The 22,126-nt window shown below is 43.4% G+C and carries 16 protein-coding genes, 6 pseudogenes and 1 other annotated feature (1 of these 23 only partly in view); of the genes and pseudogenes, 2 read left to right on the top strand and 20 right to left on the bottom strand.

Features of this window, described 5'->3' with window-relative positions; all coding sequences use genetic code 11:
* Positions 1-232, bottom strand: a binding site (T-box leader) (it extends 13 nt beyond the left edge of the window).
* A 68-nt stretch (positions 233-300) separates the two neighbouring features.
* The 18 genes and pseudogenes from JCM14108_RS05280 to JCM14108_RS05205 form a co-directional block, all read right to left on the bottom strand.
* The gene (locus JCM14108_RS05280) at positions 301-1,116 is read right to left on the bottom strand and encodes a transporter substrate-binding domain-containing protein (protein WP_035178989.1); all 816 of its coding nucleotides are present in this window, start codon (positions 1,114-1,116) and stop codon (positions 301-303) included.
* Between the two features lie 2 nt (positions 1,117-1,118).
* Positions 1,119-1,871, bottom strand: coding sequence for an amino acid ABC transporter ATP-binding protein (locus tag JCM14108_RS05275; protein WP_035178970.1), 753 nt, complete (start codon positions 1,869-1,871; stop codon positions 1,119-1,121).
* A 15-nt stretch (positions 1,872-1,886) separates the two neighbouring features.
* Positions 1,887-2,585 (bottom strand): amino acid ABC transporter permease, encoded by a 699-nt coding sequence (locus JCM14108_RS05270; RefSeq protein ID WP_035178969.1) that lies wholly within the window; start codon positions 2,583-2,585, stop codon positions 1,887-1,889.
* A 540-nt stretch (positions 2,586-3,125) separates the two neighbouring features.
* Positions 3,126-3,545: a GNAT family N-acetyltransferase gene (locus JCM14108_RS05265; protein WP_035178968.1), complete on the bottom strand. Its 420-nt coding sequence runs from the start codon at positions 3,543-3,545 to the stop codon at positions 3,126-3,128.
* 20 nt (positions 3,546-3,565) lie between these two features.
* Positions 3,566-4,564, bottom strand: a complete 999-nt coding sequence (locus JCM14108_RS05260; RefSeq protein ID WP_035178967.1) for a D-2-hydroxyacid dehydrogenase — start codon at positions 4,562-4,564, stop codon at positions 3,566-3,568.
* Positions 4,561-4,881: an aminotransferase class I/II-fold pyridoxal phosphate-dependent enzyme gene (locus JCM14108_RS15805; protein WP_272944514.1), complete on the bottom strand. Its 321-nt coding sequence runs from the start codon at positions 4,879-4,881 to the stop codon at positions 4,561-4,563. Before JCM14108_RS15805 ends, JCM14108_RS05260 begins: the two co-directional genes overlap by 4 nt.
* 107 nt (positions 4,882-4,988) lie before the next feature.
* Positions 4,989-5,753 (bottom strand): annotated as a pseudogene (locus tag JCM14108_RS15800) (aminotransferase class I/II-fold pyridoxal phosphate-dependent enzyme); the annotation flags it as partial.
* A gap of 9 nt (positions 5,754-5,762) precedes the next feature.
* Positions 5,763-6,965 carry an amidohydrolase gene (locus JCM14108_RS05250; RefSeq protein WP_081759852.1) on the bottom strand — a complete coding sequence of 401 codons (1,203 nt, stop codon included), beginning with the start codon at positions 6,963-6,965 and terminating at the stop codon, positions 5,763-5,765.
* Positions 6,928-8,012: pseudogene (locus JCM14108_RS05245) on the bottom strand (aminotransferase class I/II-fold pyridoxal phosphate-dependent enzyme). Before JCM14108_RS05245 ends, JCM14108_RS05250 begins: the two are co-directional and overlap by 38 nt.
* Complete coding sequence (locus JCM14108_RS15130; protein ID WP_237745722.1) at positions 7,946-8,230, bottom strand: hypothetical protein; 285 nt, start codon at positions 8,228-8,230, stop codon at positions 7,946-7,948. The pseudogene JCM14108_RS05245 and the gene JCM14108_RS15130 overlap by 67 nt, the downstream one beginning before the upstream one ends.
* 6 nt (positions 8,231-8,236) lie before the next feature.
* A pseudogene (locus JCM14108_RS05240) lies at positions 8,237-9,333 on the bottom strand (Ldh family oxidoreductase).
* 6 nt (positions 9,334-9,339) lie between these two features.
* Positions 9,340-10,370: pseudogene (locus JCM14108_RS05235) on the bottom strand (ABC transporter substrate-binding protein).
* A gap of 26 nt (positions 10,371-10,396) precedes the next feature.
* On the bottom strand, positions 10,397-11,155 hold the full coding sequence (locus JCM14108_RS05230) for an ABC transporter ATP-binding protein (protein WP_035178965.1): 759 nt from the start codon (positions 11,153-11,155) through the stop codon (positions 10,397-10,399).
* Between the two features lie 13 nt (positions 11,156-11,168).
* On the bottom strand, positions 11,169-12,188 hold the full coding sequence (locus JCM14108_RS05225) for an ABC transporter permease (protein WP_035178964.1): 1,020 nt from the start codon (positions 12,186-12,188) through the stop codon (positions 11,169-11,171).
* A gap of 15 nt (positions 12,189-12,203) precedes the next feature.
* Positions 12,204-13,250: an ABC transporter substrate-binding protein gene (locus JCM14108_RS05220; protein WP_035178962.1), complete on the bottom strand. Its 1,047-nt coding sequence runs from the start codon at positions 13,248-13,250 to the stop codon at positions 12,204-12,206.
* Positions 13,251-13,560: 310 nt separating this feature from the next.
* Complete coding sequence (locus JCM14108_RS05215) at positions 13,561-14,742, bottom strand: trans-sulfuration enzyme family protein (protein ID WP_035178961.1); 1,182 nt, start codon at positions 14,740-14,742, stop codon at positions 13,561-13,563.
* Positions 14,743-15,122: 380 nt separating this feature from the next.
* Positions 15,123-16,118: a M48 family metalloprotease gene (locus JCM14108_RS05210; protein WP_035178960.1), complete on the bottom strand. Its 996-nt coding sequence runs from the start codon at positions 16,116-16,118 to the stop codon at positions 15,123-15,125.
* Between the two features lie 21 nt (positions 16,119-16,139).
* Positions 16,140-16,688, bottom strand: coding sequence for a LemA family protein (locus tag JCM14108_RS05205; protein WP_035178959.1), 549 nt, complete (start codon positions 16,686-16,688; stop codon positions 16,140-16,142).
* Between the two features lie 206 nt (positions 16,689-16,894).
* Here JCM14108_RS05205 and JCM14108_RS05200 point away from each other — a divergent pair, with 206 nt between their 5' ends.
* Entirely contained in the window at positions 16,895-18,151 is a 1,257-nt protein-coding gene (locus JCM14108_RS05200) for a M20/M25/M40 family metallo-hydrolase (RefSeq protein WP_035178957.1), read from the top strand.
* An 88-nt stretch (positions 18,152-18,239) separates the two neighbouring features.
* Here JCM14108_RS05200 and gdhA read toward each other — a convergent pair.
* A pseudogene (gene gdhA / locus JCM14108_RS05195) lies at positions 18,240-19,585 on the bottom strand (NADP-specific glutamate dehydrogenase).
* 394 nt (positions 19,586-19,979) lie between these two features.
* Between gdhA and JCM14108_RS05190 the strand changes: the two are divergent.
* Positions 19,980-21,418, top strand: a pseudogene (locus JCM14108_RS05190) (DHA2 family efflux MFS transporter permease subunit).
* A 51-nt stretch (positions 21,419-21,469) separates the two neighbouring features.
* On the opposite strand, the gene JCM14108_RS05185 reads toward JCM14108_RS05190, so the two are convergent.
* Positions 21,470-22,102, bottom strand: a complete 633-nt coding sequence (locus tag JCM14108_RS05185; protein ID WP_035178955.1) for a sugar O-acetyltransferase — start codon at positions 22,100-22,102, stop codon at positions 21,470-21,472.
* Positions 22,103-22,126: the final 24 nt, after the last annotated feature.

The raw sequence follows: 22,126 nt of genomic DNA, 5'->3' as shown, positions 1-22,126 counted from the left end.
TAAGCACGGTACCACCTTAATTTATAATCTGCTTACACAAATTACCTCGTCATGTACGGCCAATTTTACTCAGCGATACACCGGCACTTTAAGGCGTGCGCGCCGTAAATACTCATTACTTCGCATTTACTGCTCAAAGGCTACTTTCGTTTCGGTAATCATTATCCCTTCTCACTTACCAGGACTCCCTGAAATGACTTGCCGAAACTACTCTCCTCTTCATTGCATTCTTCAATCGAAATTTTAATGTGACTTTAATTTAACGCACTAAACTCTAATTGTCAACACAAAATTTAAAAATTATTTTTCAGTGATGTCAGCACCGAAATACTTTTGTGACAATTTCGTCAGTGTGCCGTCTTTTCGTAGTTGTTGCAGCACTTGGTTAAATTTAGCTTTCAACTTGGTATCTTTCTGATTGAACATAGCTGAGATCTTAACCGGCTCAGCTTGGGAATCGGAAACCTTATGGTAGGCCAATCCTTTGGTGGAATTCGTTTTAGCATAAGCAAACCAAGCTTCACGGGCGTTGATGGTGCCCTGAACTCTTCCCTGACGAATTAGAGCCAATGTTGTCGTGAAGTCTCCGGACGGCACCGTCTTGGCACCCAGCTTTTTAGCCTGGGCCTCGTTATTGGTACCGGTTCCTTCAGCAAGCTTCTTACCTTTAACATCCGAAAGTTTCTGAATTGATTTGTCGCCTGCTTTTGAAATCAACGCATATCTTGAGTAAATATACGGAGTTGAGAAAATATATGACTTTTTCCGCTCCGGCGTTTCAGCAATATTGTTTAAAACAACATCGTACTTGTCACTGCCGAGTCCCGCGATCAAGCTATCCCATTTGGTCGGTACGAAATTAGCCTTTAATTTCATCTTTTTAGCAACTGCTTTACCCAAATCAACTTCAAAGCCGGTAAGTTTGCCGTCCTTTCTGTAGGAGTATGGCGCATACGTTCCTTCCAAGCCAATGGTCAACTGCTTACTCTGTTTTAAATCGGCTTGATAACCGCTCTTGCTTGACGAACTGTTTGAACTGCAGGCTGTTAACACTAATCCCGTCACAACCAAGCCTAATGTAATTGCAATTCGTTTAATACTACTGCCAATCCTCATCATTAATCATCCTCCAAATCTGAAAATGTCATTGCGGAAATAAAGTCTAAGATTCGCTTGTTATCAGTCGCAAAAAAATCATGTTCGGAACCGTCAAATAAAATTTGACCGTCCTCTACAAAGATTATTTTATCAGCAACCTGTCTGGCAAAGGCCAAATTATGCGTCACGATTATCATTGACTGCTTTTCCTTGGCAATTTGCAGTAAAACCTTCAATACTTCCAATTCAAGTTCGGGATCCAACGCACTGGTCGGCTCATCAAGAAAGATATACTCGGGATGCATTGCCAAAGATCGGGCAATGGCGACCCGTTGTGCCTGGCCACCAGACAACTGCGCTGGATAAACATCTGCTTTTTCTGCCAAACCGACCTTTGCCAACAACAATGCTGCCTGGTCATGGGCCTTTGACTTGGCTTGATGCAGCACCTGCACTGGTCCCTCCATAACGTTTTTAATAACCGATAAGTGTGGAAACAGATTATATCCCTGAAATACCATTTCAGTATGCCGACGAATATTTAAAATTGTCTGACTGGAAACCGGCTTAGACAAGTCAATATCCAAGTCATCAAAATAATAGTGTCCCGATTCCGGTCTCTCAAGAAAGTTTAATGAACGCAAAAGCGTTGATTTACCTGATCCAGAAGGTCCGACAATTACCGTTGTTTTGTTTTCCGGAAAAGTCGTTGAGACGTCCTTTAATGCTTTGTGGTTTCCGAAAGTTTTCGTTACGTTTTCGAGTTTTAACATTTCAAACACCTCTCCTTATCTGGTCGTCGTAACATAACGTGATGTGACCTTTTCCAAATAGCCCTGCAGCCAGGTTAATACTGTACAAAAGACTGCGTAGTAAACCGCCACTAAACTATACATGATCAATGGTTGATAATTTTGTGCCGCAATTTGTTGGCTAACTTCAAACATTTCAACAATCGTAATCGAAGCAGCTAAAGACGTATCCTTCACCAAACTGATAAAGCTGTTTGCCAGCGGCGGTAAAGAAATCCGAATAGCCTGTGGTAAAATAATCCTTCTTAATACAACTGATTTAGTCATGCCAATTGAGTAAGCAGCTTCCCATTGACCTTCTGGAATCGACAAAATCGATGCTCGAATGGTTTCCGAACAATACGCACCAGTATTTAAGGAAAACGTGATAATACCGGCAACTACCGGATTAAGCTGTATCCCATTTGGAAAAATCCCCTTTATCTTTAAGTAAGGTAACCCAAAATAAACTATGAATAATTGAACCAGCAATGGCGTACTTCGAAAAAGCCAAACATAAAATCGAAAAATTGCTTTTAGTACCAAAAACGCGCCTCGTTTGGCAGAAAGCCGGATTAGTGCCGTAAAAAGTGCAATTATCAGGCCGATAATAAACGAAACAATTGCGATTGGAATCGTATATTTAAAGCCCGCTTCCAGCAATTGAGGCGTTGATGTTTGAATAATATGCCACATTAATATTCCCTCCTCGTTATAATAAATTTTAATTCTCAGATTAATAAATCAGTGGCTGGCCCCGCATCTAATAACGGCATTCTATGATATCACAAAAGGGCCGCCCCTTTGCAAATTATACCTGCAAAGGGGCGACCCTTTATTTTAGCCGCGTTACCACCCGAATTTATACCAGTGTTACCACTAATACCTTAAGGCACATCATAATGCCCGGAATGATATCGTGATTCCCACGTATCTTGAGCTTGCACTCTTGATAGCCTGCTCCGAGCTCATCTTCGGGTAAACCTTCAGCCGCCTTCTCACTTACCGACAGTCCCTGATCTGAAAGTAATTACCTTACTCTTCTCATCAACACATTAATCTATTAAAGAGATACTAACAGTTTTATCATAAAAATGTCAAGAAAGTTTTTTAGTTCAACTTTATGAACAAATATTCATTAAAAGCCAAGCTATACCGCGTATTATGTAGCCTATTCCAATCTACCTGGCTATTTAATTTTAAACAGGCCCATCATTGCGAATGTCTGGAACTCATTTACAAATCCAAATCTAAATATTCAATATCCGGCCGTTCTTTAAAACCTTGATGCTTCCAAAAATTCTTACCGGTTTCATTGCCAATAACCACAAATAAACCAATTTTAGCAATCCCCTGTTTTTTAAATCCAGCCGTCACCTTCCTGATTAGTTTCGTAGCCAGATGCCGTCCCTGATATGCCTTGGCGACTGCTACGTGATAAAGATATCCTTTTCGCCCGTCGGTTCCACCTAAAGCTGTTCCAACAACCGTTTCACCGTCAATAGCCACAAAGCAGAGATCCGGATTTTGGTTGACCACCTTGGCAATCCCTTGTTCTGAATTATCAAGGGAAGCCAGGTTCATGCCAGGAACCGACTCCCAAAGCGCGTAAGCTGAAGCATAATCGCTCACTTTCATTTTCCTAATCAAAACCATTTTTCTACCACCTTTTTATTTTAGAATGCAATTTCGTGGTCGCTGCGGCGTCCCTCAATGAGGGCAAGTGTATCATCAAGTGATTGTTTCACCATATTTTTCACGGCAATATCGGTAAAAAACCCAATATGTGGCGTCAGTAAAACATTCGGGAGTGCTTTTAAAGCGTTATATAGCGGTTCCGGTGTTTTTTCCTCAAACTTCAAATTAAAAATATTGGTTTCGTGTTCAACCACATCAAGCGCGGCACCTGCTAATTGATGTTGATGCAAAGCAGCTAATAAAGCATTGGTATTAACAACCGGACCTCTGGAATCATTAATGAAAAACGCCGATGTTTTCATCAAGTCAAACTGCTTTTCGCCGATTAAATGATAATTTTGTTTGGCATAGTAAACGTGAACCGTTACAATATCAGCCCTACTAAAGAGCTCTTCCTTGGACGTATAGGTGAGAATGCCCTTCAAATCCGCTCTTGGTGCTGTTATATCGTTTCCAAGCACCGTGGCTCCCAACGCATGAAAGATTTTAGCAACCGTGCCGCCAATTCGACCAACACCAATAATGCCAACTGTTAATTCCGATAATTCCCGCGAACGCAGGCCATTAACAATATAATCATTATGATTGAGACGTTCATTGAATTGGGGAATATGGCGAATCAGTTGCATTGCCTGTGTTAATACCAATTCTGCCACGGCCGGTGGCGAGTAGGAGGGCACGTTTGTAACTTTCAAACCATTTTGCTTTGCCCAGGTCAAATTCACCGAGTCAATTCCGGCCGAGCGGGCAGCCAACTGTTTAATACCGAAACCGTGAAGTTTTCGATATAAATCCGGTCGCGTACTTAAAACACTTCGCTGTTTGTAATCGACCCCGTCATATCCGTTTGCCAAATCAACCGTATCATCATGTAATTCAGCGGAAACACTATCGACTTGAACCTGGTGTTGAGAGGCCCACTCGTCAATAAACGCCTGTTCATCATCTCGGACATGGTAAGCTAAAATCTTCGTCATGGTTTAACAACTTCCTCTTCTGGTTGATTTCTAACATACGCTGACAACCGTTGAACTGCCAGTCTTAGATTCGCCATACTGGTGGCGTAACTAATTCTGAAATACTTTGAATGACCGGCTTCAAACGCTTCGCCAGGAATTACTGCAACTAAGGCTTTTTGTGCCAACTGTTCAGCATAGGCCATCGCCGTTCCATGAAACGAATCGGGAACCTGGACATACACATAAAACGCGCCCTTAGGCGGTACAAACCGGTAACCGATCTGCTTAAGCGACTGACACAAATAATCACGCTTGCGAAGATAAACAGTCCGCATCTTCTTAACATCCCGATCACCAAAGAGAAAGCTTCTGTTGCAGCATCCATATTAGGCGTGCCAACAGTCGCCACATTAGCCTGGTGAACCTTTGCCAACTCTTTGATGACCGCTGGTGAGCCGCACAAATAACCAATCCGCCAGCCTGTCATGGCATAAGATTTAGAAACGCTATTAACCAAAAGTGTTTGCTCGGGAAGATAGCTCGCAATCGAAACATGCTCGTCAAAATAAGCCAGTTCGCTGTATACTTCGTCACTTAATACGCCAACCTGGTAGTTGCGCAAGACATTGGCAAGTTCGCGAACTTCATTAGGCGTATAAGTAATTCCAGTTGGGTTATTGGGATAGTTTAAGATCACTAATTTAACTTTATCACGGTATTTATTAAGAAACCCGGTTAGCATTTTGGGGGTCAATTTAAAACCTGTTTTAGACACGTCCATTTCAACCGGGACCCCACCATTTAGTATGGTTAACGTATGGTATAGGCTGAATGCCGGTGACCCAATCAGGACAACATCCCCAGTATCGATAATCCCGTTAAAAACGGTACTGATTGCCTCACTGGCACCGTTAGTTACAATAATCTGCGTGTCCGGATTGTAATCCAGGCCGAACCGACTAGCCAGATAAACACTGATTGCCTTTAAAAGATCTGCGGTCCCGCGATTGGGCGCATAGTGAGTTCGGTTGTTAAGAATACTTTGAACAGCTGCCAATTTGATGTGATCGGGCGTTTTAAAATCAGGCTCACCGATTGTCAAATTCACAATGCCGGGAATTTTCCCAAATCGATTATTAATTTGTCGAATCAGTGATGGTGTGATGTTCCCTAAACCAGGCTTTATTAAAGGTGAAATATCAATCATCCAACCGCCTCACTTTGAATTGAAATAGTCCAGCAGGCTTTGCGCACTTTGAACAAAATAATCAATTGCCGGTGGAATTGTCCCGTCTTCACCAACAAAATGCGGGTCATGTAGATCGGCCGCATTGGCTTGACCGTTAGAACCGATAAAGGCAAACGTTCCTGGAATTTGGGCTTCAAAAGTCGCGAAGTCTTCACCGGTCATGGTCAGTTCCGGCTTAACAATTGGCGCCGTTAACCCATTTTTGACAATTGTTGTAATCGTTGCATCGTTTTGAATCGGATAAGCACCGACACTCCAATCAATCTCAGCCGTTTGCCCAAAAGCTGCCGCCGTATTTTGAACGATTTCGTAAAATCGCTTTTTCACTAATGCAGTATTATCATCTGAAAACGTTCTGACCGTTCCTTCAAAAGTCGCCGCCCCGGGCAAAACATTCCAGGTTTTACCAGCTCGAACCTTTGTCACACTGACAACGACGGCATCAAACGGGTTGCTTGAACGGCTGACAATTGTTTGCAGCTGGGAAATAATTGCGGCCTGAGCCACAATTGGGTCCTTTCCCTTTTCCGGGCGGGCACCATGGGAACCGGCACCGTGAATAGTGACTAAAAACCGGTAGCAGCCGGCCATCAACGGCCCTTTTTGAAGCGCAATTTGGCCAACGGGCAGGTTAGGGTTATTGTGAAAGCCAACAATTGCCTGGACACCATCCAACACGTGTTTGGCAAGTACCTGATCACCGCCGTGACCAGCTTCTTCAGCGGGCTGAAACAACAACCTGACCGTTCCTTTCAACGTTTCTTTTCGTGCGTTAAGGACGTACGCAGCACCCAGTAAACTTGAGAAGTGCAGATCATGGCCGCATGCATGCATCACGCCCGGGTTTTCCGATTTAAAAGACAGGTCCGTCTGCTCCTGAACCGGTAATGCGTCAATATCGGCACGTAGGGCAATGGTTGGTCCCGGTTGTTGGCCCTTGATTTCTGCCAATAACCCGGTGTCCAAATCGGTTGGGACGACTGGGATTCCCCAATTAGCCAAAATAGCAGCAATCTGTTTGGTCGTTTCAAATTCATGATTGGATAATTCCGGATGGCGGTGGAATTGATGTCTTAGGTTGATAATTTCCGGTAAAATGTCTGTCTTTGGATCACTTATCAAATGTTTCACCTCATTTAAATGCTGACGCAATTGCCTGGTCCAAATCATGGATCAGGTCGTCGCTGTCTTCCAAACCGATTGATAATCGGAGTAACTGATCAGTAATATGACTGGCTGCCCGACGCTCTTCCGGGACTTCACGATGGGTAATCTTAATTGGATTAACAATTAATGAACGACTGTCGCCGACGTTGGGCAGGTATAGGAACAGCCTAACCGCATCAATTACCCGCTTTGTTTGCTCGGCAGTCCCAGCCAGCTCAAACGACAGAACCGTCCCAATCCCCTTTGGAAAATACTTCTTGGCCAATGGATACTGGGGGGAATCCGGCAACCCGGTATAATAAACCGCTTTAACATGTGGATTGGTTTGCAGATAGCGGGCAATTTTTAAGCTGGTTGCAACCTCTTTATTTAACCGCTCTGAAATAGTTTCCAGCCCGATCAATTCCAAATAAGCGTCAAATGGTCCCAAAACAGCTCCCATTAATCGCAAATACTTCATCCGAATTCGTTTGATAAAGGCCTGTCTGCCATAAACAGCTGCGTAGCTGTAATTATCAGGATGAGTTTCACTTTTTAAAATAAATTCATTTTCTAAAAACTGTGGAAAACGACTACTGTTCCAGTCAAACCTGCCGCCATCAACGATAACGCCGGAAACCACATTTCCGTGTCCGTTAATTCCCTTGGTTGATGAATAAACAACCAGGTCTGCGCCGAATTGAATTGGTTTAAACAGATAAGACGTGGAAAACGTGTTGTCGACGATTAATGGAATACCGGCAGCATGGGCGATTCTTGCCAACGTCTCAATATCGGCAATCGCCGTTGTTGGGTTCGCTACACTTTCCACGTAGATCGCTTTGGTATCAACCTTAATCAAGCTCTTAACTTCATCAAAGTCATTAATGTCCGTAACCAGGTCAAAATGAATGCCATATTTTGGAAAAAGTGTCTCGAACTCATCCAAGCTGCACCATAAATATCATACGGCGCGATAATCCGGCCGCCGCCTTCCGCTACATTTAAAATAGTGTAGGTAATCGCCGCCATTCCGGAGCCAACGGCCACCGCCTCTGTGCCACCGTCCAAAGCAGCCAGTCGCTTCTCAAGTACACCAACAGTTGGATTACCAACCTGGAATACATATATGCGTCCGGAACCGTTCCCTGAGCAACTGCTTCGCCTCTTTCTGCCGAGCCCAACGAAAAAGCAACGTTTTGATAAATTGGAACTGTTGCCGAATCATGATGCTGGGCGGGATCATAGCCACCATGAATTCGCAATGTATCAAATTTTTCTTCAGTCAAATCCGATCACTCCCTGACTTTATTCGAAGGTGTTAATTTGGAAACCCCCAGCCGATCTGCGATTTCATTAATTTCATTCAATGTTTTTTCAGCCACCGCAATACCAGCGGTCCGATTCTTTTCATAATTTTGAATTTCCCTGTCGCCCGGGATTCTAATCGATTCTTCCGGTAAATGGGCCAGCCGGCGAATCCTTGCCAGCATCTGTGACAAAGATGATTCCAGTTTATCCAAATTACCAAACAATGCCGGATCAAGGGCCAAAAAGAAGTGACTGATATCATGGTTTTTATTACCAAGATCCGCCGAAAGCGAACCCTGAGCTAAAATTGACGTTAGACATTCAACAATGAGCGCGTTGCCAAACCCTTTATAATTTGAATTCGCTTCGTTAAGTCCCCCAAGCGGTAAAATGCCGCCGATCCGATGGCTTCGTGAAAGCTCATCCAAAATCGTCTGCGGATCATTCAATTGTTCACGGTCACCATTAATAGCCCATTGACCGGGGACCTGACGATTACGCTTTAACAATACTTCAATTTTACCGAGTGAAACGGTTGATGTCGCAGCATCAAATACAAATGCCCCGGTTTTCGTCGGAAATGCAAACGCAAGCGGATTGCTGCCCAGAAACGGTTGCCCGGCACGCGGCGGTACCAACAGCGGATTCGTGTTCGTAGATGCAATGCCGATCAACCTTTTTTAGCAGCCATTCGCACGTAGTAACCGGCAGCCCCAAAGTGATTGGAGTCCCGAACCACGCCTACTGCAATCCCATGACGCTGAGCTTTACTGATGATATGGTCCATTGTGAACACCGAGACAAGCTGACCCATTGTCTGATTGGCATCCACCAAAACACTGGTTTTTGTTTGATTAAGCACTGTCCATTTATTATAGGGAATAATATACTTTGCTCGAATTTTTCGATCATACATTGAAAGCCGCTGAACCCCGTGTGACGTGATTCCACGTAGATCGGCATCTACCAAAGTTGTCGCGATCAGCGCACTGTCTTTCCGGGAAAAACCATAACCATCGTAAATTTTTTCGACAAACCGTTTCGCTTTTGATACTGTTACTCTCACACCGGTCACCTCCATCAGTGTCTAACCATCATAGTAAGCTTTGTTAACAAGCTGTTTCACATTTGTATCTGACTTCAAAAAGCCTGCCTGTTTTAATTGATCCGCATAGTAAGCAACATCTGTCTTGCCCTTGGCTTTCTTCAGGCCAAAATGATAGCTGGCAACCAAGTTGGCGACGTTTTTTCGATTGACAAATTTGCTGGCTGAAACATATTTTTTCTTCAGCAGAATTGAGGCCGTTTGTTGAGGATGCATATTAATCCATTCAGCTGCCTCTTGATAAGACTTAATAATTGCCTTTGCTTTCTTAGGGCTCTGTTTGGTTAATTTATCAGCCAAATACAGGTAACAGCAGGAACCATCTTTTTTCATTCCCATTTTAGCCATCCCACTGTTCCCAGAATGGTTATTATTATCTACAATAACTCGGAAATGGTCTTCCTTAATGGCCTGATAAGCATATGGGTCAACATTGCCAATCGCATCCACCTGGCCCTTTTGAGCAGCCTTGGCAAGCAGATCATAATCATAAGTTTTCCACGTTACCCCATTTTTAGGATCAATGCCGGCATGTTGAAGCGCAATCGAGGCTACAAATTGCGGTGTCGATCCTTGGCCGGGTGTCGCAATCGTTTTACCTTTTAGATCTTTGACCGATTTAATTTTTGAATTTCTTGGAACCAGCACTTGGATACAACCTTGATGAATGCCGCCGGCCGCCTGGATCTGAGCCCCATTTTGAATTGCCGGTAAATACTGAAAGTCACCGTTAAGCGCATCGTACTTACCACTGACAAACCCGGCTTCAAGATCTGAAATATTGGTGGGTTTGGCCACTAAATTTGCCTTAAGCCCATTCTTTTTGAAAAAGCCCTTCTCATAGGCAATGTAATTGGGGGCCCACAAATTGACCCGTTTTTAGCTGGAATCGTAATACTTCCGTTTGGATAATCTTTTGTTACGTTGGCACTTTGCTGCTTACCGCACCCGGCAAGTCCACCAACAATCAGCAGCAACCCCAACGCACCGATAATAGTATGTTTTAACTTCAAATCTACCACTCCCCAGATAAATACAGTTAGTTTTCAGTTACGCCAAAATTGAGCTTATCCTGAATCGTCCGTCTAAACTTTAGAAAGTCATCACTGGTTCGATCCCGAGGAAATGTCAGTGGATTCGTGACAATTTCTTTAATCCGGCCCGGCCTTGGTGTCATCACAATAATCCGAGTTCCCAAATAAATTGCCTCATCGATATCATGAGTCACCAGAATCATCGTGGTTCTTGTCTGCTTCCAAACCCGTTGAATCACGTTCTGGACATCTGCTCTGGTAAAGGCATCCAACGCACCCATCGGCTCATCTAAAAGCAGCAATTCAGGTCTTAACACAATTGACCTGGCCAAAGCTGCCCGTTGAGCCATCCCACCGGAAACCTGGTGCGGATATGCCGACTCAAAACCTTTTAACCCCATTAAATCAATATAGTGGTCAACCAATTTTTTATCATAATGCCGCCCGTAGACCGCCTTTAAACCCGAGCTGATATTTTCCTTAATGGTTTCCCATGGAAAAAGACTACCGTGTTGAAATACATATCCTCTGGAAACATCGGGGTGGGTAATCGGTTTACCATCAACGGTTAATTGCCCTTCTTCCGGTTGATCCAATCCTGAAATCAGTCGCAACAGCGTTGTTTTACCGCAACCGGAAGGACCAATAATGGAAATAAATTCGCCAGAGTTAACGTTAAAATTAATATCTTCCAAAACGTTGATCCGTTGCCCGGCATTATCATGTAAAACCCGATTAACATTTTGAACTGTTAGTTGAACCATACCGCACCCTCCTTTAGTTTGAACGTTTGCGCCAGCGAAGCGCATATTCTTGTAATTTATTTAAAAAGCTGAAAATCACTGAAAATAACACGGCCATGATCACAATTGCAGCATACACTTGCGTGTAATTACCGACTCCTTTAGCCCAGTTGATGTACCAGCCCAAACCAACTTTGGCACCAATCATTTCAGAGATGACCAACATTGTAAACGAAAGGCCCATTGCTGTAAAAATACCAATAAAAATATTCGGCAGCGCTCCGGGAATAACAACTTTGCGCAAAATTTGAAACTCCGAGAACCCCAATGTTTTGGCTGATTCAAAATAATCCGTTGAAATACTCTGCACACCGCCAATCGTCATGAATGCGACCGGAAACCAAACCGCAAATGCAATCAAAAAGATTTCGGCTAAATAGCTGGTTGGAAAGATCACCATGGTTAACGGCATCCAGGCAGCCGCCGGAATAATACCAATTACCTTTAAAAATGGAAACGACCAGTAATTAAACTGACGGTATCGTCCCATAAAGAGTCCTAAGATAACACCGATCAATGTTCCAATGACAAAACTAATCAACCAAAGTCCTAATGACGACCATGTTGATGCAATTAATAGTTTCTGATCAGTTTTAATCTGGTCTAGGATTTGTGCAAAGCTGACGAAAAACGGCAGCTTAATAATCGCAAACTTTTCGGTTATCAAATCCTGAACAACCAGCAAAAGTCCCAAAATGGTATTTAACTGAGCAAAATGACCGCTGTAAACCCGAATTCTTCCATGAATCACCGAGCCAACCGCGTAAACAACAACCAGGTAAATAAAGTACGCAATCAGAAACCATTTATAGGCCCCGTTATTTACTAATTCCTGAGCCGGAACAAATTGATTTTCAGCATACGCAGCCATAAGTGCTACCAAGCTCAAAATATTCCAAGTGGTCCGCCATGGTTTCCAGTATTTAGTTTCTGCTTTATCCTGCTTAACAGCTTTAATACGTTGCTTTTTCGATAACGTCACTGTTTCCAACATTAGTTATCCTCCCGTTTAGTTATCCAACTTTGGATTCCAATAAGCCTGCTTCAGTAACTCGGCATTCTTAGTATCCTTCTTGAGGTATCCTGCTTGTTTCAATTGGCTGATATAGTAGCTCAAATCCGACTTACCTTTTGACAGGTTCAAATTGAAGTGCTCGTCTTTGATAATTTGTGATACGTTTGCGACATTAATAAATTTCGTTTTTGAAACATATCCCTTGGCCAGCTCAATCTTGGCTGTTTCTTCAGGGTGTTTGTTAATCCACGAAGCAGCTTCCTGATAGGATTTCACAATTGCCTTTGCTTTCTTACTGTTTGATTGAATCAATTTATTGGAAATATACAGGTAACAGCAGGAACCCTTTTTCTTCATGCCCATCTTGGCCATTTCTTTATTTCCAGAATAGTTATTGTTATCAATAATTGTCTTAAAACCATTTTGTTTTTGTGCTTGATAAGCATATGGGTCAACGGTTCCAATTGCGTCAACTTCACCTTTTTGAGCAGCTTTAGCCAACAAGTCCGTGCTGAAGACCTTCCATGAAACATCCTTTTTAGGATCAAGACCGGCATGCTGTAAGGCGATTGACGTCACATACTGAGGGGTAGATCCTTGAGCAGGAATCCCGATTGTCTTACCCTTTAAGTCTTTGACGTTTTTAATACTTGAATTCTTTGGAACCAGTAGCTTAATGCAGCCCTGGTGGATGCCACCGGCAGCTTTAATCTGGGCACCATTTTGAATTGCCGGCAGATATTGAAAATCACCGTTCTGCGCGTCATACTTGCCACTGGCAAAGCCGGCTTCCAAGTCACTAATATCACGTGGATTGGCAACTAAATTAGCTTTCAAGCCATTCTTCTTAAAGAACCCCTTTTCATAAGCGATGTAGTTGGGCGCGTTGCAGACCGACCCATCCTTGGCCGGAATCGTAATAGACCCATACTTATAATCCTTACTTACCTGCTGTTTGGCAGAATTACTCCCGCACCCCGCCAAAGTTAATGTAACTGCCAATACCCCAACAATACTTCCCAATACTTTCTTACAGTTCATGTTTAACAATCTCCCTAGTCAAAAATTCAAATAAAAAAACGCCCAGCTGCCATATCGGCAAAAGGACGTTTTTTACGTGTTACCACCTTTATTCGGATTACTTTTCACAAAATAATCCCTTAACGAGAAGAATACTTCTCGAACCGGATAACGGCGGCAGCCGACCATACCTGATTATTTAATATGGTTTGCGTAATCACGAACCATCTTCAACCATTTTCGGATACCGTTTTCCACCATCGCGGCTCTCTTTAATCTTCCAATCAGCTTACTCATTCGCTCAAAGCATAAAAATATGACACTCGTTTAATTACTTATTAACCGACTCAACCTCTGTGGGTTCGGTTTCTGATAGTTGGTCAAGACTCTGTGCCAAATCAGCAATCAAGTCTTTTGGATCCTCAATACCAACCGACAGCCGAACCAACTGATGCGTAATGCCAGCTGCCAACTGCTCTTCTGGCGAAAGTTCCGCGTGAGTCATCTTATAAGGCAGCTCAATCAGACTTTCGACCGCCCCAAGACTGACAGCTAGTTGAATTAACTTCAGATTTTCCACAAATTCGGTCGTCTTGAATCCCTTCTTCAGTTCAAACGAGACGATACCACCATAGCCGTTCGTTTCCGCAGTGGCAATTTCATAGTCCTTGGTGCCTTTAATTCCTGGATAGTAAATTTTGGCAACCTCGGGTCGATGCTGAAGAAAATCAACGATTTTGGCAGCATTACTTAAATGACGATCCAGACGAACAGCCAAGGTTTGAATGCCTCGACGAATCAAGTTGGAATCTTCCGGAGAAAGCACGGAGCCAACCCCATTTTGATTAAAGTACAGCCGATCAGCAATCGCCTTATCTTTAACAACCGCAACCCCGGCGACTACGTCCGAATGCCCGCCCAAATATTTGGTAGCTGAATGAACCACAATGTCAGCTCCCAAATCCAATGGTCGTTGTAAATACGGCGTTAAAAACGTGTTATCCACAATTGTTAATAATTTATGTGCCTTGGCAATTTTTGAAATTGCCTTAACACTGGTAACTTTTAACAGTGGATTTGTAAACGTCTCAAAGTAAATCGCCTTGGTGTTTGGCTGAATGGCATTTTCAACCGCTTTTAAATCCTGAGTATCAACTTCTGTAAATTCCAAATGCCAACGTTTGAAAAACTGATTAATCAGTCTGAACGTGCCACCGTAAATTGTATCGCCAATTACGATATGATCACCCGGCGAAAAGATTGATAAAACAGCATGAATAGCAGCCAAACCGGATGAAAACGCAAACCCGCGATTACCGTTTTCAAGTGCCGCCAGCTGATCTTCCAAATAATTTCTGGTCGGATTTCCCGAGCGTGAATAGTCCCAAGTAACTTTTGAATCAACTTTTGGAAAAATGTAAGTTGATGAATTATAAATTGGGACATTAACTGCACCCGTTTGATTATCGTGCTGAGACTTTCCATGAACCAACTTTGTATCAAATTCAGACATATGCATTTCCTCGCTTTCCATAAAAAAAGTCGTCCCCGCGCAGACTGATCTGCACAGGGACGACTTTTAATCGTGTTACCACCCGTTAGTTTATACCGGCGTTACCACCGATACCTCTAAGGCACAAACATGCCCGGAATTTTATCGTGTTTCCCACGTATCGCAAGCTTTCACTTTTGATAATTGCTCAGAGCTCATCTTCAGGAAACGTTCCTGCCCACCCTTTCACCACCGATGGTCGCTGTTTTACGCTACTGATTTCCCTACTCTTCTCTTCACCGCAAAAATATTAGAATTCAATTAAATTTCTTGCCATGAATATTACCGCGCTTGGAAACCTGTGTCAAGTTAATCTCGAAAAAAACTTTAAATCCAGTCAACTATTGTTCTCCGAGGAGCCGTTTTAATCTGGCAATCCGCTCATCCAACGGTGGATGTGTATCAAACATTTTAACCAGAAACGGCGTATGACCGTGTTGATTAACCGGTTCATTGATATATAGTGCTGCCCCTTTGGCCTCCGGATTACTCATCGGCGTTTCATCTTCCTTCAACGCTTCTAAAGCATTAATTAATCCTTGAGGGTCCCGAGTCAGGTTGACGCCCGAAACGTCAGCCAGTGATTCTCGTTGTCGAGAAACCGCAAATTGCATAATTTGGGCAATGGGAACCCCAATAATTTTAATAATCCAGCCACCCAGCCACACAATAAAGCCAAATGCCAAGATTGCCAGCCAAAAGTAATTGGAATCTTTTGAATCCCGGTCACGATCACCAAAAAAGCCCAACCAGTTACCGCCCCGCATCATACTGACACCGGCAATAATCATCACGGCACCGGCACCAGCGATAAAAGTAGTCAAGGCAACCGTAATCGACGACACCCGGATATCATAATTTTTAATATGCGAAATTTCGTGGGCCAAAACACCTTCAAGTTCCTCACGATTCATCATTTCTCGCAGGCCGCTGGTTACCGCGACAGCCGCGTGCTGCGGATCACGTCCGGTCGCAAACGCATTCGGTGCTGCTTCATCCATCATGTAAATATCGGGCATCGGAATATGGGCAGCCATCGATAAATCACTGACAATGTTAAACAATGTTGGGTCATCAGCCTCTTGAAGCTGATGGGCTTTGCTCGATTTCATCAAAATATTCGTCACACTCAAATATACAAAGAAAGTATAAATAGCAGCACCAGCCAAAAAGCCCAGTGTCGTGTACAGCGGAATCATCATATCCGGCTGATCATTTTGATAAGCAAACACCAGCCCCAATAAAAAACCAATGACCGCAATCAGAAAAACAAAACCGACCAATACCAGCCAGGTCCGCCTTCTATTTTGGGTTATCTGCTGATTAATTGTTTCCATGTCTCGTGAAACTCCCTTTATTTAGAATTTCATCTTTGGAACTTCTTTAGCGCCTTCCGGAGCTTCCAAATACTCACGAACCGGAAAGTTACCGAATTTGGCAATTAAATTGCTGGGAAAGGTTTGCAGCTTATTATTATACGCCATCACATTACTGTTATAGTTTTGCCGAGAAAAAGCGACTTTATTCTCGGTATTCGTCAATTCTTCCTGTAACGATAGAAAGTTTTGGTTAGCTTTTAAGTCCGGATAGTTTTCAGAAACGGCAAATAGATGGCTCAAAGCGCCACTTAATTGATTATCCGCTTTCACCTTATCCGCCAAACTTGCATTGGGATCAGAAATTGCCGCCCGCATTTGAGTAACCGTTGCTAACGTTTCTCTTTCGTGTTTGGCATATCCCTTAACCGTTTCAAGCAGGTTGGGCAATAAGTCCGCCCGTCGTTGTAATTGAACATCAATTTGGCTGGCTGCTTCGTCCACCAAGTTTCGCTGGGAAACAATGCCGTTATATAAAACAACGGCCAATATGATAACAACCAAAATAATGCCCAGTATGATCCATATCATTAGAATTCCTCCTCGTATTCTTTTGGTATTAAACATACCATACCCGACTAAGAATGCAACTTTCCGTAAATAATCTTTCCAATTGACATTTTGGTGATTACTTGGGACAATATGCTGAAGTTGTTTTCTAATCTAATTTTAAGAATTAATCATTTTACCTCAACTATCACATACTTTCCCACAATAAATATTGGAGTCGATGCCTCGTGAAAGAAACCGATAAAATTAAGCTTGTTTGCGACTTGATTAATATTCGAACAGTTAATAGTAACGAAAAAGAAGCGGCCGATTACCTGGTAAAGCTGTTTCAAAAACACGGAATTCAAGCAACGGCTATTGCTCAATTCCCTGGTCGCAGCAATGTGATTGCCGAAATTGGCGATGGTCAACATCCCAAACTTGGGCTTAGCGGTCATTTAGATACAGTCCACGAAGGTGAAGCAGCAAATTGGAAAACCCCACCGTTTTCCGCTACAGTCAGCAACAACCGCATTTACGGCCGCGGCGCGTCAGACATGAAAGCCGGCTTAGCCCAGTTCGTCATTACAATGATCGAGCTTCACGAGCAGCACCTGCCAAAACATGGCACCCTGCGACTGCTGGCTACTATCTCCGAAGAATTAACCGAGCAGGGGGCGGCCTTTTTATCTGATAAAGGCTATGGTGATGACTTAGACGGAATGCTTTTTTCGGAGCCGACTGGTGTGCCGCTCGACCAATTGGATACTTATTTTGCCAGTGGTGCCGCCACCATTTCACCTGAGAAGCTAACCGCTCTTTATGATGCGTTAAACACTTCAAAAGCGCCCGAACAACACTTTATCATTAATTCCCACAAAGGCTGGATGAGCTATACTGTCACGTCACACGGCAAGGCCGCTCATAGTGCCATGCCTAAATTGGGAATCAACGCAATCGATCACTTGGTTCAATATTATGTTGCGGAAAAAGCCCTTTACCAATCCTTAAAGGAGCAAAATCCAACCTTGGGCAAAACCGTTTACGCGCCCGATGTTTTTGTTGGTGGTAAACAGGTTAACAGCATTCCGGACTTGGCGTATGAAAAAGTAAAAGTCCGAACAATTCCAGAGCTGCCCAATCAAAAACTGGTTCGTAAACTTCGAGAACTGGTTTACGAACTTAACAAGCGTCCCGGATTTGATTTGAAGCTAGTAGTGGATCAAAGTGAAAAACCTGTTGCAAACGAGAGTACAAACCGGTTAGCGACTCTATTACAAGACAGTGCCGCCAATTATCTAAAAGAAGCATTGCCGCTGCCAACCATTGGATCATCTATGGGAACCGACGCCTCCGAGTTTCGCCGCCATAACCCATCGGGCGAGTTTTTAATTGTCGGACCCGGCAATACAACCGCTCACCAAGCCAATGAATATGTTGAAATCTCAGCCTTTCTGAACATGCAACAGCTATTTGAGCACATCGCCATTTCCTATTTAAATTAACGTGCTAAAAAAACAGTGGTGACTGGTACACATGCCAGCTGCCACTGTCTTTTTCAAATCTGATAATTATCCGTTGAACCGAATCGGGTTAAACAAGTCCTTGGGCCATCATTGCTTCTGCCACTTTTTCAAAGCCCGCAATATTAGCACCTGCTTGATAATCCTGCTTTAAATCGTATTTCTTATCCGCTGCCTCGGACATTTCAAAGATACTGTCCATAATATCGTGAAGCCGGTTATCAACCGTTTCAAAGCTCCAAGAAAGTCGTTCACTGTTTTGACTCATTTCCAAAGCCGAAACAGCAACGCCACCAGCATTGGCTGCTTTTGCCGGACCATAATAAATATGGTTGTCACGGTATGTAGCAATTGCATCGGGAACACTCGGCATATTAGCACCTTCACAGACGTACTTAACACCATCTTTGGCAATTAATTCCGCCTGATCCTTACTGATTTCATTTTGGGTCGCGCACGGTAATGCAATATCATAATTTGTATCAAAATCCCAAACAGAGCCTTCATGATATTCCGCCGTCTCAACCGTTGGGCGTATTCTTTGATTCGGCCTCTTTCAACTTCTTTGATCTGCTTAACAACTTGATAGTCAATACCGTTTGGATCATAAACGTAGCCATCAAAATCCGAACAGGTAATGACGGTCGCGCCATATTCCGTTGCCTTTTGAATGGCATAAGTTGCAACGTTACCGGCACCAGAAATCTTAATTTTCTTATTGGTCAATGTGTCGCCCAAAGCTTTTAGCATGGCATGTGTGTAATAGAGAAGCCCGAATCCGGTTGCTTCAGTCCGGGCAAGACTGCCGCCAAAAGTTAATCCCTTACCGGTCAGGACGCCGTTTTGATAACCATTCAACCGCTTATAAGCACCAAACAGAAAACCGATTTCACGGCCACCAACACCAATATCGCCAGCCGGAACATCCAGGTCCGGACCAATATGTCGCTGCAATTCCGTCATAAAGCTTTGACAGAAACGCATTACTTCTGAGTCCGACTTACCTTTGGGATCAAAGTCACTGCCACCTTTGGCGCCACCAATGGGTAAACCGGTCAGACTATTTTTCAAAATTTGTTCAAACCCCAAAAATTTTACAACATCCAAGTTAACACTGGGATGTAATCTTAGACCGCCCTTATAAGGACCGATTGCAGAGTTGAACTGAACCCGAAAGCCACGGTTAACATGAAACTGACCGTCATCCGACTGCCATGGAACCCGGAATTGAATTGCACGCTCCGGCTCAACCAGCCTTGCCAATAAATTAGCTTTAACGTATTCCGGATGGGCATCCAAAACCGGTTCCAAGGTATCTAAAACTGTAAATACAGCTTCTTGGAATTCTGTTTGATTTGGATCACGACGTTGAATAGTATCTTTTACCGATTCAATATAAGACTTCGCATTACTCAAGAGAACAACCTACTTTCTGTCGACATATTTTGGATGTAATTTCAAAGGGGGTGAATGATACTTGTTTCGAATTACATCACTATGATATATTCTAACAGAATTTTAATTAAAAATCGTCACATTTTATGAAATTATTATAAAAAATATTATTACATTTGTGTATATCCCTGATCAAGACTGATTTCCTGCTTGCTTTTTTAATGAGAATTATTCCGAACTTACTTGAAAATATCAATATTTATAAACTCAGTGCTCTTTTTTCTGGGCAAGAATAATTACGACTTTTTTAAAAATAAAACTTACGAGAATTTTTTATTTATGCTAATATGATCAAATGCCTGAAAAGGTAACCAAATCAATTATAGAGAATTAGAATTAGGAGCGTCATTTAATTATGGAAAAATCTTTAGAAAATCAACGGACTTTACCGCAAGAACATCAGCGTCAAGCGGCCAAGCCCGTTACCCATCCCTTTATTGCCATGCTCGGCATGTTAATCGGTGGCTTTGTTGGCATGCTAAGTGAAACTTCACTAAACATTGCCCTACCGAGCTTAATGTCAGCTTTGCACGTCAATATCGGCACCATTCAGTGGCTGGTAACCGGCTATATGCTTGTCATCGGAATTGTTCTGCCATTATCAAGTCTGCTATCACGATTATTCTCAACTCGTCAAATTATTATTTTTGCTATTACAGCCTTTATTGTCGGCGCCGCTATTTCTGCCCTGGCAAGTAGTTTTCCGGTATTGTTAATCGGCCGGATGATCCAAGGAATCGGTACCGGCTTGATTTTACCTCTAATGTTCACGGTCGCCACCCTAATCTTTCCACCGTATAAGCTGGGGGCCGCAATGGGCCTGATTGGATTGGTCATCATGTTCGCCCCGGCCATTGGGCCAACTTTATCCGGCTTAATCCTGGGGGTCTTATCCTGGCAATGGATCTTTTGGATGTTTGTGCCATTTCTGCTGATTGCGTTGCTGCTCGCAATAAAATACCTGCCAAATGTCGGCAATATCACCAAACCTAAAATCGATAGTTTCTCAATTCTTCTTTCAACTCTCGGGTTTGGCGGTTTAGTTACCGGCGTTAGCCTGGCCAGCGATCAAGGCTGGGGATCGCCTTTTGTCATCATTACACTGATTGTTGCGTTGCTGCTGCTTGCTTGGTATATCAAGCGCCAGCTCAGCGTGTCCGAGCCAATTTTGAATTTTCATATTTTTGCTAATCGCCAATATCGTACTGGTGCCATTTTAGTGATGATGGATTTTGGGATTATTTTATCATCCATGTACCTTTTGCCGATGTTTTGGCAAAATGGATTGGCAATCCCCGTCGCTTTAACCGGTATTGTGATGCTGCCGGGCGGCATCGTTAACGCGGCTGTTTCTGCTATTGCCGGCCGCTATTCCGACCTCATCAGTAAACGGCTGTTAAGTACGACCGGATTTGCTATAACCATTATTGGTATCATCCTGTTTCTGTTCGCAAAATCGACATCGCCCGTCTGGTACGTGATTTTGGCTCATATCATTATGATGATTGGCGTCCCGCTTTCTATGTCACCAGCACAAACATTCGGCTTAAGCGCCCTTGACCAGCAAACTTCCAGCGACGGTAGTACCATCATGAATACTTTCCAGCAGATTATCGGCGCGATCGCCACGGCAATTGCAACGGCACTACTCGGTTTTGGCCAACAGCTTTCGGCACCAACCAGGCAGGTCGCATTCACAAACGGTGTTCATTTGGCTTTATTTTTACGTTAATAATCGCCATTGCCGCGTTACTTTTGTCGTTTACCATGAAAGAAAAGAAACCGCTGCATTAATCTAAAAAGCCGATTCTTCCTCAACCGAAGAATCAGCTTTTTTACTTACGCTTATTGAATGTGCGGCTTCTTTACGGGGCCCTGGTCTTTCACATAATCCGCCTCTTCAGCCTGCCATTTTGCTTTATCCCGATTAGAAATCGGCCTGATAACATGGCAGGGATTTCCCGCTGCAACGACGTTTTCCGGAATATCCTTTGTAACAACGGCGCCAGAACCGATAACAACGTTACTGCCAATTGTAATACCGGGATTTACGGTAACGTTTCCGCCGAGCCAAACATCATTACCAATCGTAATCGGTTTGGCAAATCCCAGCCACTCATCACGAACACCGGCATCAATTGGGTGACCGGCCGCAAATAAGTTTACCCGCGGGCCGATCAAAACCCGATCACCAATTGTTATTTTCCCCGAATCCAGAAAAATACAGTTGGTATTACAATAAACATCGTCGCCAAACGTAATATTATCGCCAAAATCGCAGAAAAACGGCGGCTCAACGTAGCAATTATGACCCATTTTTCCGATTAACGCCGTCAATTTTGCTTGTGGATCAACGCCCGGACAAGGAAAATTAATTTGTTGAAGCAATTCGGCCTTCCGTTTATATTTTTCAGCAAAGCCCGGATCATAGATGTTATATAGTTTCCCTGAGGCCAACCGTTCCTGTTCTGATGCCATCTGACACGCCACCTTTCTCAATCA

Source organism: Lentilactobacillus farraginis DSM 18382 = JCM 14108, assembly GCF_000583655.1.
Lineage (GTDB): Bacteria > Bacillota > Bacilli > Lactobacillales > Lactobacillaceae > Lentilactobacillus > Lentilactobacillus farraginis.
This window is presented reverse-complemented; position numbering and strand designations above follow the sequence as displayed.